Here is a 15885-nt window from a genome sequence, read left to right as displayed (position 1 = left end):
TTAGGCACCGACCGGTTGATCGGGCGAGGGCCTACCGGTAGTTGACGAACTGCAGCGCGACCTCCAGGTCGGCACCCTTCAGCAGCGACTGGACGGACTGCAGGTCATCGCGGCTCTTGCTGCTCACCCGGACCTCTTCGCCCTGGATCTGGGTCTTGACGCTTTTGGGGCCCTCGTCGCGGATCAGCTTGGTGATCTTCTTAGCGTGTTCGCTGGTGATGCCCTCTTTCAGGGTTCCGGTGACCTTGTAGGTCTTGCCGGAGGCCTGCGGTTCGCCGGCGTCGAAGGCCTTGAGGCTGATGTCGCGCCGGATCAGCTTCTCCTTGAAGACGTCGACCGCGGCCTTCACCCGCTCCTCGGTGGAGCTGGTCAGCTCGATCGCCTCTTCGCCTTTCCAGGCGATCTTGGTCTCGGTGCCGCGGAAGTCGAACCGGGTGCCGAGTTCCTTGGCGGCTTGGTTGAGCGCGTTGTCGACTTCCTGGCGGTCGAGTTTGCTCACGACGTCGAACGATGAATCTGCCATCGGATACGTCTCCTTCCATCGATGTTGGCCGTTTGTTGTCTCAGTACATCTTCGTTGTAGGCTAGCTACCCGTAATACACGGCAGATTGCCCGAGCGGCCAATGGGAGCGGACTGTAAATCCGTCGGCTAACGCCTACCCAGGTTCGAATCCTGGATCTGCCACCGAGGTCGAAGGATAACGGCCCCGCAGCATATGTCTCCGCTGCGGGGCCGAACCGATTCTCGGGGCCTGGGGAACGGGCGCGTCCGGACGGCGACCGTGCCCCGACGCCCACACCATGATGCCGACGATCTGCGACACATCCGCCCACCTTGTCGGAGTGCGCCTCTAAACTCGCACCCGACACATATGATCCGGAATTCCGGAGCTTTGATCCGAGGAGTTGGATGACCGGCATGGTCGCGTTGGTGGTGATCGACGACCACCCCGTCGTGTGCGCCGGCATCGTGCGCTGGGTTGCCGACGCAGCGATCCCCGCCGGCACAGTGCACGCCTATCCCTCGGCGGCGGATTTCCTCGGTGAACATCCGTCTGACTCGGGCACACCCCACGTGATCGTCTACGACCCGGAGTGCGGCGAGCAGCGGCCCGATTACGTTGGCCTACAACAGTTGTGCAGGCGTCGACACCGGGTCGTGGTGTACTCCCGCGTCGCGTCCCCGGAAGTCATCCTGAATTGCCTCGACGCCGGCGCCGTGGACTACATCGTGAAATCGGAGTCGCCCCAGCACCTCATCGAGGCCATCAGTGCCGCCCTCCGTGAGGTGAAGTCTCGTGGACCGCTCGCGGCGGACGCCGAGCGCGGCGCCCGGCAACGGGGCCGTCCCGAACTCACCGCCCAGGAGCGGCGGGTGCTCACCGCGTGGCTGCGCACGGACAACAAGGAGTCGGTCAGCCGGGAACTGCACATCGCACCGAGCACGGTCCGAACGCATCTGCAGCGAATCCGACGGCGCTACCGCGAGATCGACCGCTCGGCTCCGTCGAAGGCGGCGCTGTTCGCCCGCGCGGTCCAGGACGGGCTGATCGGCGTTCACGACGTCTGATCGGGCGTTGAGTGTTTCAGCGCCGAGGCTGGGCCATCACCGACGTCGGTGCGGCCCAGTCGGTGGACACCTTGCGGTGGCTGATCCGCCAGGTGTCGCCGTCGGGCAGCAGGATGTCGCGGTATCGGCCGATGTGGTCCAGGCCGATATGCGTGACCACGGCGAAGTAACAGGACACCTGAGCCCGCTTGCGACTGATGTCGTCGAATAGCACGTTGGTGACGTTGTGCCGCACGATCGGTTTGACGTCGGCGCTGAGCGCCACGTTGCCGGTGACCCCGCCGAGAAAACTCACGATCTCCGCCCGCCCCCGCAGCGGCTCGAAGCCGCGGATCTCCAAAACACCGTCCTCGCAAAAGGTCTCGGCCAAATCGTCGAGCCGACCGGCATCGCCGGACCAGTTGTACCGCGCCAGTGTGTCGCGAATCTGCTCGCGCGCAACGAGTTCCCAGATCTCCATGACGTTTCGACTCCGGTTGGCGGTTACGCGTTGTGGGCGGTCCGCTGATGTAGGAACGCCAGCGCATCGGGCGGAAAGAGTTCCAGCGGAAGCGCCGTCGTGCTCGGGCCGTAGCGCGTTCGCACCATCACCGAGGGTCCGGACACCAACAGCGGCTTGAGCGCCGCATAGTCGATCACCAGCGTGCTGATCGGGGTGACGATCAACAACTCGTTGGCGCCTAATCCGGTGGCCCACACCGATCCGGGCGTCATGATCGCCTCCTGGGCCTTGCCGCGCTGCCACAGCAGGAAGGCGAACAGCGCCGGAAACAGGATCACCAAGATCAGCCAGGCCAGGTTACGGGCGGGGTCGAGCACCACCGAGACGACGATCAACGCCAGGCTGAGCGCCCACAGGATGCCGACGCGGCGCAGGCCGCTGGTTCGGATCAGCGTGGTGCGATACAGCCGTCGCCCATCTCCGGGGCCCGCGACCCACACATGATGAACCGGCGGAAGCGGGCGTTGCGGCACTGTCGGCAGCGACATGGTCGTCCTCACAGGGAGATTCCGGGTGATGCGGAGAACCCTAGCTGGACGCGCATGTCGGCGGGTTGCGCCGGCCGGGTCCACGCATCACATGACGGACGCCCACTGTTAGTTTGCCGGCCACCGGCGAGCGGGCTGTTTCTGCGAACCTTGACCTGACGTTCTCCGAAAGGTCCGCCATGACAGAACACCTGCGTGCGTACAACAGTCTGTGGCAGGTCCGCAGCGACTCCTGGTGCCGACTGGAGGAAGCCGCCGACCGGCTGACCCGTCCGGACACCGGCGGTGAGCTGAAAGAGAAGTGCGTCGCGGCGTGCCAAGAATTGCTGACCCGCCTGAGCTCGCTGGAGCCGTATTGGGCCTACCCGGGTTCGCCCCAGTTCGCCCGTGTGCAAAGGCTTTTCGCCGGAGGCAACCATGACAAGTTCTGCCAGGCCGTCGCGCGGATCAATCGTGCGCTGACCCAGGAGTCCTACCGCTCCGGGGATGTCGAGAACGCCGGCGCCGACGAGTTGGACATGTTTCCGTCCGACCCGCGCCAGCTCGAGGGTCAGGCCGACATCGAGCGTGACCGCCCCTACTTCGAGGTGCTGGTGGTCGAGAAGATGACCGAAGCCCAGGAACGGGCGCTGCGCAACGAGGTTCGCAAGTGGCGCCGTCCCGACGACGAATTCGTCTACGAGCTGGTGGTGGTGGCCAGCGGCGACGAGGCGCTGATCGCGGCGCGGCTCAACGTGAATCTGCAGGCGGTGGTGATCCGACGGCGCTTCTCGGCGAAATCGACCCGCGACCTGTCGTCGCTGTCGGAGTTCGTCGACACCGACGTACTGCACGACCTGGTCGACCACTACTCGCCCGAAGAGCGGGCCCAGATCCTGGCGACTTCGCTGGGCAAGCTACGGCCGGAACTCGACCTCTACCTGATGACCGAGATCGACGTCGAGGACATCGCCGGCCGGCTGGGCCAGTACTTCCGCCGGGTGTTCCACGCCCGCGAGGGCATGCTCGAACTGCACCTGTCGATCCTGCACGGCGTCGCGGCCCGCTACCGCACCCCGTTCTTCAGCGCGCTCAAGCAGTACAGCCACCGCCCCACCGGTGTCTTCCACGCGCTGCCGATCTCGCAGGGCAAGTCGATCGTCAACTCGCACTGGATCAAAGACATGGTCGGGTTCTACGGCTTGGAAGTCTTCATGGCCGAAACCTCGGCGACGTGTGGTGGTCTCGACTCGTTGCTGGAACCCACCGGCCCGCTGCGCGAATCACAGCAGCTGGCGTCGAAGGCCTACGGCTCGCGGCACACCTACTTCGTCACCAACGGCACCTCGACGGCCAACAAGATCATCACCCAGGCGGTGGTGGCCCCCGGCGACATCGTGTTGCTGGACCGCAACTGCCACCAGTCGCACCACTACGGCATGATGATGGCCGGCGCGAGTGTCGTTTACCTGGAGGCATATCCGCTCAACGACTACTCCATGTACGGCGCGGTGCCGCTGCGCGAGATCAAGTCGAAGTTGTTGGCGCTCAAGCGGGCCGGCAAACTCGATCGCGTCAAGATGATGTCGCTGACCAACTGCACCTTCGACGGAATCGTCTACGACGTCGAGCGCGTCATGGAAGAGTGCCTCGCGATCAAGCCCGACCTGGTGTTCCTCTGGGACGAGGCGTGGTTCGCGTTCGCCCGGTTCCACCCGGTGTATCGCACCCGGACCGCGATGGCGTCGGCGGCGGCGGTGCGTGAGCGGCTGCAGAGCCCGGAGTACAAGGCGCAGTTCGAGACATACCTGGCTCAGCAGGCCGCCGAAAACCCCAGTGACGACGACCTATTGGACCGCCGCCTGCTGCCCGACCCGGCCCGGGCCCGGGTGCGGGTGTACGCAGCGCAGTCGACACACAAGACGCTGACCTCGTTGCGGCAGGGGTCGATGATCCACGTCTTCGACCAGGACTTCGACCAGAAGGTCGCGGTGCCGTTCCACGAGGCGTACATGGCGCACACCTCGACCTCGCCGAACTATCAGATCCTGGCGTCGCTGGACCTGGGTCGTCGCCAGGTCGCCCTGGAGGGCGCCGAACTGGTGCAGCGTCAGATCGAGAACGCGATGCAGTTGCGCGATGCGATCGACAACCATCCGCTGCTGAGCAAGTACATGAATTGCCTCGGTACGTCACACCTCATCCCGGACCAGTTCCGCCCGACGGCGATCGACCAGCCGTTGCGCTCCGGTCTGCGCAACATGATGGCGGCCTGGCACGACGACGAGTTCGTGCTCGACCCCTCGCGAATCACGTTGTCCATCGGGCGAACCGGCTACGACGGTGACACCTTCAAACGCGAGCAGCTGATGGACCGCTACGGCATCCAGATCAACAAGACGTCGCGCAACAGTGTGCTGTTCATGACCAACATCGGCACCACTCGAAGCTCGGTCGCGTTTCTGGTCGAGGTGTTGGTCAGCATCGCCGCCGAGCTCGACCAGGCCATCTCGGAGATGAGCCTGGGCGAGCGTGAGCATTTCGAGCAGGCGGTCTGGCGGCTGACCGAACGCCCGGTGCCGCTGTGCAATTTCAGCGGATTTCATCCGGCGTTCCGGGATCACAGCGGTGACGAGCCGACACCCGAGGGCGATGTGCGCCGCGCCTTCTACCTGTCCTACGACGACACCAACTGCGAATACCTCAGCGGCGAGCAGATCGACGAAAAGCTGGACGCCGGAGTCGATGTGGTGTCGGCGACCTATGTGACGCCGTACCCACCGGGTTTCCCGGTGCTGGTGCCGGGTCAGGTGTTCAGCCGCGAGATCCTGCAATTCATGCGCGACCTGGACACCAAGGAGATACACGGTTACGAGCCGAACTTCGGCTACCGGGTGTACACCGAGAAGGCGATCGAAACCGTCGCCGCAGGGCAGCCGACGGGCAAGCCCTCCAACGGGCATCAGCCGGCGCCGGTGATCAAGGCGCCGGCGAAGAAGAAGCCGGTGAAACAACTCGACGAGCTCGCCGAGGTGGCCGCCGACTAGACCTCGAACGGCTCGCCGTCGAACCGCTCGCGGCTGGCCAGGTCGGCGACGCTCGCCCGCCGCAGTTTGGTCAGCTGCTTGACCGGCTTGCCGAGCGCCAGGAACGCCGCGATGGCGTATGTCGCTGGCACGCTTAGTAATTCGCGAACCCGCGGCTCCTCGGCAACCGCCATCGTCGAGATGGTGCCGCCGAAGCCCTCGTTACGTGCGGCCAGCAGGATGTTCCACACCAACGGATAAACCGATCCGCCGCTGATCACCCCGACCCGGTCCAGGTATTGATCCATCGCCGCAACGACCTCGAGGTTGACGCAGACCGCAAGAACCACATCGGATTTGACGAACGGCACGGTGAACTGCGCCGGCACCTCGGTACCCGCGATCTCTTCAGCCGTCGGGCCCGGCTCATGCAGGGGATTCCACGGACTCTCTCCGGCAGCCACCTGAGCCGCATACCGGCGGGCACCCGTCATCGACAACTCGGCGAGCGCTTCCCGGGTCGCAGGGTCGCGGATCACGATCACCCGCGCGCCTTGGCGGTTGCCCCCGCTGGGCGAGAAGCGTGCGTTGTCGAGGATCCGCTCCAGCACGTCGTCGGGTAAGGGGTCGCCGGTGTATTCGCGCGCCGCGAACGTCGTCCGCATGACGTCGTAGATGTCCACTAGTTCATAGTGCCTCTACAGTCCATGTCGTGAGCACTCGCGTAGATGCCCGACGGCGTGACGTCGCATTCAGCGTCCTCGGTGGCCCCACCACGGTCGTCGATCTCGGCGGCCGGCGATTCCTGATCGACCCGACGTTCGACGAGCCCGGCCCGCACGACTACCTGAAGAAGTTGGTCGGGCCCGCGGTGCAGCCGGAGGCGCTGGGGCCCGTCGACGCGGTGCTGGTCAGCCACGACAATCATCCGGACAACTTCGACGACGAGGGCCGTCGGGTGGCGCTCGCGGCGCCGCTCGTGCTGACCAATCCCGGGGCGGCCTCGCGGTTGGGTTCGACGGCCGTCGGTCTCGAGCCGTTCGCGACGTTCGAGCTACCCGCCGGTGACGGCGTGAAAGCGATGACAGTGCAAGCGGTTCCGGCGGTACACGGTCCGGCCGACGGGGTGCGCGACGCCGATGGTCACGTCAACTGTGAGGTGACCGGGTTCGTGCTCTCGGGCGCCGGACTGCCGACGGTGTACCTCAGCGGTGACAACGCGTCGGTCGCCGCGGTCCATGAGATCGCGCAGCGGGTCGGCAGCGTCGACGTCGCGGTGATCTTCGCCGGCGCCGCCAAGGTTCCGGCCAAGGAGCGCGGGCGCCCGCTGACCCTGACCGGTCAGCGGGCCGCCGCCGCGGCGGAGGTGCTGGGCGCCCGGCTGGTCATTCCCGCGCACGTCGACGGGTGGGCGCATTTCAGCGAGGGGGTCGGAGAAGTCGGCGTCGCCTTCGACGATGCCGGGATTCTCGACCGTCTCGCCGTTGCCCCGTACGGCGAATGGATCGTGCCGCCCTGGTTGTAGACCGTCGGTCACAGCAGCCTCAAGAGCACCCGTGAGTAGGGATGCAGTGACTTTTTGATTCATGACCACAGGCGATATCACCGACCGGAGTGATATCGCATGTGGTCACGTTTCCGAAAATGGTTGTGCCCCTGGACCAGGTGCGTGTGGCGGGTGAGACTGCGTCGCTATCCGTGCACAGCGGAGACGGTCCATGCCGGCAGAATCGGCGCCCGGGTGAGAAAGTGGTCGCCCTGGCCGATACTGCGCAGCAGCGCCTGGGTGCGCAGGATGCAGCAGCCCATCCGGGCCATCGCGAAGATCTCGTACCAGTCGAGGGCGATCAGTTCGCGGCCGATCATCTCTTCGAAACGGCGGATCAGGACCTCGCGGCTGTCGAAGCCAGGCAGTTCGGGGTCGGCGTCAATCCCGTTGACCTCCAACATCTGTCGGCGCGTAGCCAGCCACCACGCGAAGTCCGTTTCGGCCGGGCACAGGCACGCCTGCTCCCAGTCCAGCACGCCGACGATCTGTCCGTCGTCGCCGAAGATCGCGTTGGACAACCGAGCGTCGTTCCAGCACACCGCGGCGTCGCCCTCGTCGTCGGGCTGGTGGCGATGCAGCCACTCGAATGCCTCGGTCATCACGTCCGGCGTCTGGTTGTCGGTGCCCCAGGCCGCGTACTCCTGCCACCAGGCCAGCTCGGCGGAAACGCCTGTGCCGGTGGGGCGGTGCAGCCAGCTCGCCTCGTCGACCGGCACGCGTTGCAGCGTGGCGAGCGTCTCCAGGAACGAGTCGTGGGCGCGGCGTTGCACCTGCGGTCCGGCGTCGTGCAGCCAGCCTCGGGTGGCGTAGGTGGTATCCGACGGTGTGTGTCCGACAATGCGCGGCATGACCAGGAATTTGGAGTCGATCCACGACTCGTCGGGCTCGTACAGGATTGGCGACGGCGTCGCGATCCCGTGCTCGTGCAGGAATTCCTGGGTGCGGGTCTGTGCGTCCAGGTCGTACTCGGGGTAGATCCCGCCGCCGGTGGGCGGGATCCGCAGCACGTACTCGGTGGTGCGGCCGTTGACGTCGGCGCTGAACACCAAGCTCTCGCTGGACCACCCGGCCGCGCGGTTCGCTGCCTTGAGCTCCGAGACCGTCGCATCGGCAGCGCTCCGGTGGCTGAACCACGTCTCGAGCCGGGCCCGGGTGTCCGCCAGGTCGCGTTGGACAAGTGCGATTCCCGCCATGCCGTTCAGATTTACATATGGCCGGTCGGATGTAAATGACCGAACCTTTACGTCAGGGCGCGCAGCTGTAATACGCTCGCCGGGTGACTTCGCCGCAGACGCTCACCTTCGGAGCCATCGAGGACACGTCGTTGCCGCTGGCGGTGCTGGTCCACGGCTTCCCGGACACCCCCTTCACGTGGCGTCATCTCGGGCCCGAGCTCGCCGGACGCGGTTACCGGGTGGCGGCGCCCTGGCTACCCGGTTACGACGCACCGACCGACCAGCCGATCAGCACGGGAACCTACGTTCGCCGCGTTCTCGACGTCCGTCGGCACTACGACGGCGACGACCGCGCAGTCCTGATCGGGCACGACTGGGGGGCGCAGGCCGGCTACGGAGTCGTCAGCGCCGACCCGAATGCGTTCAGTCGCTTTGTCGCCCTTGCCGTTCCACCGGTTGCCGCCCTGGCCGGGGGATTGTTCACCCACGCCCAGCTCAAGCGGTCGTTCTACATCTACTTCATCCAACAGGTCGGCATGGCCGAGGTGGCGCTGCTGGCACCCGGCTTCTGGGAGTCGCTGTGGGCGGATTGGTCGCCGGGGTACGACGCGACCGACGACATCGCCGAACTGCGTAAGCGTGTCAGCGCGGACAACATCGCCAATGTCGTTGGGCCCTACCGCGCGTCGTTCAACCCGCAATTCGCCGACCCTAATGCCGAGGCGGAAACGCTGGCCACCATGCAGCTGCCCCCCTTGCCGACGTTGTATCTGCACGGGGCGAACGACGGGGCGGTCGGCGTCGACCTGCTCGGCGACCTCGGCCAGTACTTCCCGGCCGCGGGATCGGTCGCCGAGATCATCGACGGCGTCGGCCACTTTCTGCATCTGGAAAAACCCGAGCTGGTCGCGGAGAAGATCGGACGCTGGCTCGGCCGTTAGGCCCGATTTGCGCTCTGTCGCAACACGATTGGACCTGCTTCAGACCGAGGCGCGAGCGTGACTGATCCCCAGCCCGGCGGCATGCCGCAACTCGGCCAGGAAGCCCTCAGGAGTATCGTCGCTGATCACGTAGTGGCACACCGCGATTCGCACCACCGCCGCCGCTGCGACCTGTGCGTGCTCGCCGCCGATGATTCGTGCGATGCGGTCTCGCATGATCGGCAGTACCCGTTTCATCTGCTGAAGCACATGTTCGGGCTCCGTCTCGGCCAGCGAACCGAGCGAGTAGCTGTGCTGGAAGTCGACGACGAAGCGCAGCGCGGCGTCCAGCCGGTCCGGTCCGCTCAACCCTGCGATCGCGGTGGCGATTCCGGCGTCGAAGTTGTCCTGCTCGTAAAGGCCAAACGCCTCGAGCAGGCCCTCTTTCGAGCCGAAGTAGCGGTACAGCGTCGGTCGCGACACCTTGGCCTGGGCCGCCACGTCGGACAGTTGTAGCCGTCGACGGCCATCGCGCGCCAACACGACGAAGGTGGCGGCAAGGATGCGCCGCCGCGTCGACTGCTCGGCGTCGACGGCATGCCCGGAAGCCACAATCGTGTCCTTTACATTCAGGGGGCCAAATGTCACACTGACCCTACCGCTGACCCTGGCCGATTGGAAGGTAGCGACGGTGACCAACCTCGTGATCCGCAAGATCCCGTGGGAATTCGACGCGAGCGTGCCGTTCATGTGGCAACCCGACAACCCAAATTTCGGGTTGTTCTGCAACGCATTCACATTCATCGCCGTGCCGTTCGAGCGCTACATCGTCAACGTCGTCCGCCGGGCTCACGAGACTCTGCAGCAGGACCCTGCCGTCGCCGCCGAGGCCGAGGCGTTCCTGCGGCAGGAGGCGCAACACGCCTCCGCGCACCGCAAGCACATGCTCGCTCTGGTGCAGCGTTATCCCGATCTCGAGCAGTGCTACGTCGACGCCTGCCGCGCCTACGACCAGTTGCTGGCGGAACGCCCGATCGAATTCCACGCCGCCTACATCGCCAACCTGGAGGCGACATTCACTCCGCTGTTCAAAGTGATTCTGGACAACCGGGATTCGCTGTTCGGCACGGGTGATCAGCGGGTTGCCTCGTTGATGACGTGGCACTTCGTCGAAGAGATCGAACATCGCAGCTCCGGGTTGATCCTCTGTCGGCAGATCAACCCCAACCCCTGGTACCGGATCAAGCACATCCGGGCCACTTTCGACCATGTCGGCGCTGTATCCGCGGCGATAGCAAAGACTTTCGATGACGTCGTCCCGTTCGAGGATCGCGGTGCCTCAGCGCAGGAGCTGCTCTCGATCGAGCTGCTGTACGGGGAGCTGCGGAATCGCGGGCTCGGGGGGCGTCGCCGGCGGGCCCGGCGCCCGGGTGCGCCGAATCTTTTCGCCACCGTGCCGACCCGCCAGCTGCTTGCCATGACATGGCGGTTGTTGCTGTCGCAGACACCGCATCACGACCCCGCTGATCAGCCACTGCCGGAGTGGGCCGACACCTGGATGCGCGAATACGCCGACGGTGTCGACATGACCCGGTACTTCCCTCCGTCGGAAAGGTAAACGATTTGCTGTCAACGAATTACGGCGCTCTGGTGCCGGAGGATGAGCTGCTCACCCATCAGATCGTTGACACATTCGCCACGGTCAGCCAGTCGGACCCGTCGTGGACGGAGAAAATCTGGACCATCGCGCACGCTCGCGACAACTCGTTGCAGGTGGTCCTCGGGATCGGGAAGTACACTAACCGCGGTGTCTTCGACGGCGCCGCCGGTGTGTGCCGCGGCACCGAGCAGTGGACGGTGCGGGCGGGCCGCCGGTTGTCGTCGTCGCCGGCCGGCACCGAGGTCGGGCCGATTCACTACCGGGTGGTCGAACCGCTGCGGGCGATCCGGATCAGCCTGGACGCCAACGAGCACCAGCCGATCGCATTCGATGTCGAGCTGCGCGGCAGCTTCGACGCTGCACTGGAGGACCCCTGGCCTGATCGGAGCCCGGACGGCTACCGCGTGTCGCACAACATCCTGCGCTACCACCAGGTGGGCGTGGCGGACGGTTGGGTCGAGGTCGAGGGTGAGCGCACCGAAATCGCAGCGGATCAATGGATCTCGATCCGCGACCACTCCTGGGGTCTGCGACCCGGGATCGGCAAGCCGATACCGGGCCTGCCCCGGGGTAGTCGCAAGATCAAACAGATGTTCATGACGTGGCTACCGATGACATTGACCCGGCCCGACGGGTCCGCCTACTCGCTGTTCGTCATGTATCAGGAAGAGCGCGGCGACGGATTCACCGAAATACGTTGCCAGGCCGAGCAACAGAATCCCGACGGCAGCTCACACCGCTTCCCGTCAGTCGAGCAGGACATGCACTTCCAGGACGACAACCGCCGGTTCACCCATGGCACGATCACCCTGATCGACACCGACGGATCCAAGCGTCCGCTGAGCGTCCGCGCAGCCGGCCCGGGCGGATTCCATCTCGGCACCGCCGGCTACTACGGGTGGAACGACTGGGTGTACGGGCAATGGGTCGGCGACCTCAAAGTCGAGGGGAGCCACGTCACGCAGTGCGACCAGCCGGAGAGAGCCCGGGAACTGCATCAGCTGCGAGACCTGTTGGTGCATATCGACGATCCGGTCGGCGGCGGTAGTGGGTTGGGTAACGCCGAGACGTTCGCGCTGGGCGCGTTTCCCGAGCGCGGTCTGACCGCCGAGAATTCCTTTCTCTGAACAGAGATCTATCTCGAGTGTCCTTCTAGTCCGGACAAGCGTAGTGTTGGTCCGGTCTTGACGGCGTGCCAAGCGAGCCTCGATTGGGAAGCGCCGTCTGCTAGGTCTGGTCGATGTGCCCGCAAGTTTTCTGACTACTGTCCGGTCATCGGCTGTCGACGCGCTACGGCTTCTTGAGAAGAAGTCGACAACCGATGCTTCTACCGTTTCGTTCGTCGTCATGGAGCCGGCCGATCACCTCAGCCACGAGCTGCTCGGGCAGTTGGTCGCTTCGGCCCTCCCGCGGCTGACCGGTCTGCGCAGCCGGCGGGTGACCAGGCCGCTCGGCGTGGGTCCACCGTACTGGGCCGAGATCGATCAGTACGACCCCTCATCGCAGATCCACCGCGCCACCCTCGAGGCGCCCGGTGGTCAACGCCAATTCGACGAACTAATTGCCCGCCTGGGTATCGAATCGCCCGATCGACCTGAAATCCTCTGGGAGGCATGGAGTGTCGACGGCCTACCGGCCGGCCGCTGGGCACTGGTGCTGCGGCTGTCGTCGGTGCTGTCCGAGAGTGGACTCGACGTCGCGTTGATCTGGTCACGCCTGCTCCGTTCCCGGCCGCTGGACGACGGCAGCGAAGATCAGCCCAGCCAGCCGAATGCGGACAATCCCGAGATGGGCGAACTGGCCGCCGAGGCGATCGCCGCAGTCATCGAATTGCAGATCAAGAGTGTGCTCTTGGTCGCCCAGACGCTCGCCGGTACGGCGCGCTCGGCCCGGGGTCATCAACCCGCTGACAAACACATTGTCGCCGAACGTGATTCGGAGTTCCGCGCGGTGCTGCCAGTGCGGGCCCGACCCGCAGACAACGCTTTCACCGCGCCCCTGACCGATCGCCGCGCGGTGGCATTCGCATCGGCCCGGCAAGCCGATCTGGAAACGGTCAGCAATGCCTTCGGCGGAGACGTCACCAACGTCCTGCTGGCCGCGTGCACCTTGTCGTTACGCGCGTGGCTGCGTCGGCACGGCACGGTGCCCGACCACCCGCTGGTGATGTGGATGCCGCTGCCACAGTCCGCCGCCCAGATTTGGGTGCCGGTGCAGCTGGGTGATCCCGTCGAAGTGCTGACCAACCTGCATTCCGCCACCGAGAGTCTGAACACCGCCGCTCCGGACGAAGAGGGCGGAAATCGTCTCAGCGTCGACGTCGGAGCCATCGCGACGCTGGTCCCCTTGCCGGTGCTGAACGCCGGGATGCGGATCGTGCGGAAATTGGATGTGCTGCAACGACTGACGCCGCTCTCGCACGGAAGTGTCTTGCCGGTGCCGGACGAGCCGCTGGCCGCCTACTGTGCCGGTGCCGAGGTGGTCGGAATGCACACCGTGACGCCCCTGGCCCGGGGCTGTGGTTTGACCATCACGCCGACCACCCACGGCGACGAGTTGCATCTCAGTGTGTGCGTATGTCCCGACAATGTGCCCGCCGTCCACGAGATCGCGACCGGAATTGTCGAAGCGCTGGGCGCCTTGGTCGATGCGGCGCGCAAATCACCACGCGGACAAGGCCGTTCGGTTGTCACCGAGATGGCCACACACGCCGGCCGGCGTGGGCAGGCGCGGGCTTAGTCGTTCAGCAAGCCGTCGACGGTCGACTCGTCCTGAGGAGTCGCGGCCGACATCAGGATGTCGTGTGCATGCTCCGGTTCGGTGCGGCTCGCCACCACCAGCAGCACGATCTTGGCTCGATCGGCGCCGATGACCTCGATGGTGTTGCCTTCTTGCTGGTAGAAACCGCTGAGCCTGACCGTGACCCCGCCGGTCGAGAAGGTGGCCGGTGCCGCCGCCCAATCCGCGAAGTTGTAGGTGACCTGCTCGATCGGGCCGAGGCGCACAGACAGTACTGCCAACAAATCCGGGAGCTCGACGGCGAGGTCGTCGCTGTGCGGCCACCACGCGCCATCGACATGGCCGGTGCTCGGCGCTTTCGGCTTCAGGCGCAGGCGGGGAGTGTTCTGCGGCCCGGCGTGGGCGGAATCGGGTACGTTTCGGGCATCTCGTAGCGTCATGCGACGCTCCTGTCTTGGCCGCGAATCGACCAGATAATTCAGATCGGCGACGACACAATCTCAACCGGTCGTGTGCGAAGAATCGCCGACTCCTTCGACGCTACACCGCGCGTGTACTCTCGGCAGGGGAACGCTCTCAGCCAGCGGCGATTTTGCGACGGCACCTAATCACTTTCGAGGACAAGGAATTTCTGATGGACCGCCAGCTCGAACGGGAGGTGGCCGCCGAACTCGAGGTCGAGATCACCGATCCGACGACGTTGGAATTTCAGATCGCCGTTGCTCCGCACCCGAATACCCAAGTGTCAGAACGGTTGTCGTTCATGCTGGACGGTAAGCCGGTCCAGGCTCTGGAGATCAGCGGAACCCACGGCAACCGCATCCACAAACTGGAAGTCCCGGTCGGCTACCTGACCGTCGACTATGCCGCGACAATCGTCGGCCGGACCGATCCGGCGCCGGTCACCGAAGCCGACCTGTCGATGTATCTGCGCCCGAGCCGCTACGCCGAGGCCGACAAGCTTTATGGTTTCGCCGGAACGGAATTCGGCAGCTACGTCGATTCGACGACACTGCTGGAGCGAGTGTCGCTCTGGGTGGGCACTCGGCTGAACTACGTGCCGGGCTCGAGCGACCCGATCGACGGAGCGGTGGAGACTCTTCTCGCCGGAGCCGGGGTCTGCCGCGACTTCGCGCATCTGGTGGTGGCTCTGCTTCGAGCGGTCAAGATCCCGGCCCGGGCGGTGTCGGTGTACGCGCCGGGCTTGTATCCGATGGATTTTCACGCGGTGGCCGAGGCTTTCGTCGGCGGGCAGTGGCGGGTGGTCGACGGAACCCTACTGGCCCCCCGGCAATCGCTGGTGCGCATCGCCACCGGGCGCGACGCTGCTGACATCGCCTTCCTGGACAACCACCGCGGGGCGATTGTCTTACACAAATTAGCGGTGATCGCCATCGTGAACGGTGATCTGCCGATCGACTCGATCGATCAACTCGTCTCGATCGGCTAGCGGGCTGACTGCGCCGATGTTCGCAAATCGACGCCAACTAGTGAATGGTGGAGTCATGACCTCGCCACTTCGACATTCGGGCATGCCGATCGCCGCCCGATCCTCGCTCGGCTAAATGTGGCGATCGACGAGCAATTACGCGCGGCCGTCGACGGCCGGCGAGGCTTAGCCGCGGCCGACTCGCTGTGCGAGGCCTGCGTGATGCTGTTCGGCATTGACGCAGCGGCCATTTCGCTGGTGTTCTCCGGAGTTGCCAGCGGAACGCTGGGTTCCAGCGGCGCAGCTGCCCGGGTCTACGACGAACTCCAGTTCACCATCGGTGAGGGGCCCTGCCTGGACTCCGTCACCACGCGCGGCCCCATCCTGATCGCTGACCTGGCCAAGCCCAGCAACGTTCGCTGGCCGCTGTACCGTCCGGCGCTGCTCGACTACAAGATTCGCGGCGTATTCGCCATTCCGGTCGTGCTGGCCGGCGAATTCGTTGGCGCTCTTGACCTTTTCCGCGTTCAACCCGGTGAGTTGCGCAGCGAGGAACTGGCCGGCGCCATCGTCGCCGCCGAATTGGCGGGGGCCCCTTTGCTCGACTTGATGGATGCGGATTTACAGGACGCGGTCAACGACCCGACCAGCAGCTCGTGGGCCGAGTTCAACGCATTGAGCCGCACGGAGGTCAGCCAGGCCACCGGCATGCTCGTCGCACAGTTGGAGATCGAACCTGCGGAGGCGCTGGTGCGTCTTCGCGCGCACGCCTACGCAACCGGCCGCAGCGCCACCGATGTCGCGCGCGACATTTTGGATCGAAGGTTGCGTCTTGATGCCGATTAGC

General features: G+C 65.3%; 16 protein-coding genes and 1 tRNA gene. 10 read left to right on the top strand and 7 right to left on the bottom strand.

All coding sequences use genetic code 11. From position 1 onward, the window contains the following. Positions 1 to 31: 31 nt before the first annotated feature. On the bottom strand, positions 32 to 523 hold the full coding sequence (locus ACZYW1_RS07655; RefSeq protein ID WP_463784614.1) for a YajQ family cyclic di-GMP-binding protein: 492 nt from the start codon (positions 521 to 523) through the stop codon (positions 32 to 34). Between the two features lie 80 nt (positions 524 to 603). On the opposite strand from ACZYW1_RS07655, the gene ACZYW1_RS07650 reads away from it, so the two are divergent. Both ACZYW1_RS07650 and ACZYW1_RS07645 read left to right on the top strand, forming a co-directional pair. After that, positions 604 to 686 (top strand) — tRNA-Tyr (locus tag ACZYW1_RS07650). Between the two features lie 225 nt (positions 687 to 911). Then, positions 912 to 1571 (top strand): response regulator, encoded by a 660-nt coding sequence (locus tag ACZYW1_RS07645; RefSeq protein ID WP_463784613.1) that lies wholly within the window; start codon positions 912 to 914, stop codon positions 1569 to 1571. Positions 1572 to 1587: 16 nt separating this feature from the next. On the opposite strand, the gene ACZYW1_RS07640 is transcribed toward ACZYW1_RS07645, so the two are convergent. Both ACZYW1_RS07640 and ACZYW1_RS07635 read right to left on the bottom strand, forming a co-directional pair. After that, a complete protein-coding gene (locus tag ACZYW1_RS07640) occupies positions 1588 to 2031 on the bottom strand; it encodes a nuclear transport factor 2 family protein (protein ID WP_463784611.1) in 444 nt (147 codons plus the stop codon). A 23-nt stretch (positions 2032 to 2054) separates the two neighbouring features. Further along, positions 2055 to 2561, bottom strand: coding sequence for a hypothetical protein (locus ACZYW1_RS07635; RefSeq protein ID WP_463784609.1), 507 nt, complete (start codon positions 2559 to 2561; stop codon positions 2055 to 2057). A gap of 179 nt (positions 2562 to 2740) precedes the next feature. Here ACZYW1_RS07635 and ACZYW1_RS07630 point away from each other — a divergent pair, with 179 nt between their 5' ends. Beyond that, entirely contained in the window at positions 2741 to 5587 is a 2847-nt protein-coding gene (locus ACZYW1_RS07630) for an aminotransferase class I/II-fold pyridoxal phosphate-dependent enzyme (protein ID WP_463784608.1), read from the top strand. Here the strand turns inward: ACZYW1_RS07630 and ACZYW1_RS07625 are convergent. Further along, entirely contained in the window at positions 5584 to 6249 is a 666-nt protein-coding gene (locus ACZYW1_RS07625; RefSeq protein WP_463784606.1) for a nitroreductase family protein, read from the bottom strand. The genes ACZYW1_RS07630 and ACZYW1_RS07625 overlap by 4 nt on opposite strands. 29 nt (positions 6250 to 6278) lie before the next feature. Here ACZYW1_RS07625 and ACZYW1_RS07620 point away from each other — a divergent pair, with 29 nt between their 5' ends. Beyond that, on the top strand, positions 6279 to 7091 hold the full coding sequence (locus tag ACZYW1_RS07620) for an MBL fold metallo-hydrolase (protein WP_463784605.1): 813 nt from the start codon (positions 6279 to 6281) through the stop codon (positions 7089 to 7091). 167 nt (positions 7092 to 7258) lie between these two features. On the opposite strand, the gene ACZYW1_RS07615 is transcribed toward ACZYW1_RS07620, so the two are convergent. Next, positions 7259 to 8308, bottom strand: a complete 1050-nt coding sequence (locus tag ACZYW1_RS07615; protein WP_463784603.1) for a phosphotransferase family protein — start codon at positions 8306 to 8308, stop codon at positions 7259 to 7261. A gap of 83 nt (positions 8309 to 8391) precedes the next feature. Between ACZYW1_RS07615 and ACZYW1_RS07610 the strand changes: the two genes are divergently transcribed. Continuing rightward, positions 8392 to 9231, top strand: a complete 840-nt coding sequence (locus ACZYW1_RS07610; protein ID WP_463784600.1) for an alpha/beta fold hydrolase — start codon at positions 8392 to 8394, stop codon at positions 9229 to 9231. Between the two features lie 39 nt (positions 9232 to 9270). Here the strand turns inward: ACZYW1_RS07610 and ACZYW1_RS07605 are convergent, their stop codons facing one another. Next, complete coding sequence (locus tag ACZYW1_RS07605) at positions 9271 to 9822, bottom strand: TetR/AcrR family transcriptional regulator (protein ID WP_463784599.1); 552 nt, start codon at positions 9820 to 9822, stop codon at positions 9271 to 9273. Positions 9823 to 9901: 79 nt separating this feature from the next. Between ACZYW1_RS07605 and ACZYW1_RS07600 the strand changes: the two genes are divergently transcribed. From ACZYW1_RS07600 to ACZYW1_RS07590, 3 genes are all read left to right on the top strand, one after another. Next, positions 9902 to 10828, top strand: coding sequence for a metal-dependent hydrolase (locus tag ACZYW1_RS07600; RefSeq protein ID WP_463784597.1), 927 nt, complete (start codon positions 9902 to 9904; stop codon positions 10826 to 10828). A gap of 5 nt (positions 10829 to 10833) precedes the next feature. Beyond that, positions 10834 to 11997: an Rv3169 family protein gene (locus ACZYW1_RS07595; RefSeq protein ID WP_463784596.1), complete on the top strand. Its 1164-nt coding sequence runs from the start codon at positions 10834 to 10836 to the stop codon at positions 11995 to 11997. Positions 11998 to 12217: 220 nt separating this feature from the next. Beyond that, entirely contained in the window at positions 12218 to 13609 is a 1392-nt protein-coding gene (locus ACZYW1_RS07590; RefSeq protein ID WP_463784594.1) for a wax ester/triacylglycerol synthase domain-containing protein, read from the top strand. Here ACZYW1_RS07590 and ACZYW1_RS07585 read toward each other — a convergent pair. Beyond that, on the bottom strand, positions 13606 to 14049 hold the full coding sequence (locus ACZYW1_RS07585) for a DUF5994 family protein (protein WP_463784592.1): 444 nt from the start codon (positions 14047 to 14049) through the stop codon (positions 13606 to 13608). The two genes, ACZYW1_RS07590 and ACZYW1_RS07585, sit on opposite strands and share 4 nt — an antisense overlap. 194 nt (positions 14050 to 14243) lie before the next feature. Between ACZYW1_RS07585 and ACZYW1_RS07580 the strand changes: the two genes are divergently transcribed. Next, a complete protein-coding gene (locus tag ACZYW1_RS07580) occupies positions 14244 to 15059 on the top strand; it encodes a transglutaminase-like domain-containing protein (protein ID WP_463784590.1) in 816 nt (271 codons plus the stop codon). A 117-nt stretch (positions 15060 to 15176) separates the two neighbouring features. Beyond that, complete coding sequence (locus ACZYW1_RS07575) at positions 15177 to 15884, top strand: GAF and ANTAR domain-containing protein (protein WP_463784588.1); 708 nt, start codon at positions 15177 to 15179, stop codon at positions 15882 to 15884. Position 15885: the final 1 nt, after the last annotated feature.

It is taken from the genome of Mycobacterium sp. IDUB_36, assembly GCF_055419225.1.
This window is presented reverse-complemented; position numbering and strand designations above follow the sequence as displayed.

Excerpts from the sequence above, each read along its gene's own strand:
- ACZYW1_RS07585 (WP_463784592.1), bottom strand. The coding sequence starts at position 14,049 with ATGACGCTACGAGATGCCCGAAACGTACCCGATTCCGCCCACGCCGGG.
- ACZYW1_RS07615 (WP_463784603.1), bottom strand. The coding sequence starts at position 8,308 with ATGGCGGGAATCGCACTTGTCCAACGCGACCTGGCGGACACCCGGGCC.
- ACZYW1_RS07630 (WP_463784608.1), top strand. The coding sequence starts at position 2,741 with ATGACAGAACACCTGCGTGCGTACAACAGTCTGTGGCAGGTCCGCAGC.
- ACZYW1_RS07640 (WP_463784611.1), bottom strand. The coding sequence starts at position 2,031 with ATGGAGATCTGGGAACTCGTTGCGCGCGAGCAGATTCGCGACACACTG.
- ACZYW1_RS07655 (WP_463784614.1), bottom strand. The coding sequence starts at position 523 with ATGGCAGATTCATCGTTCGACGTCGTGAGCAAACTCGACCGCCAGGAA.
- ACZYW1_RS07635 (WP_463784609.1), bottom strand. The coding sequence starts at position 2,561 with ATGTCGCTGCCGACAGTGCCGCAACGCCCGCTTCCGCCGGTTCATCAT.
- ACZYW1_RS07590 (WP_463784594.1), top strand. The coding sequence starts at position 12,218 with ATGGAGCCGGCCGATCACCTCAGCCACGAGCTGCTCGGGCAGTTGGTC.
- ACZYW1_RS07645 (WP_463784613.1), top strand. The coding sequence starts at position 912 with ATGACCGGCATGGTCGCGTTGGTGGTGATCGACGACCACCCCGTCGTG.
- ACZYW1_RS07580 (WP_463784590.1), top strand. The coding sequence starts at position 14,244 with ATGGACCGCCAGCTCGAACGGGAGGTGGCCGCCGAACTCGAGGTCGAG.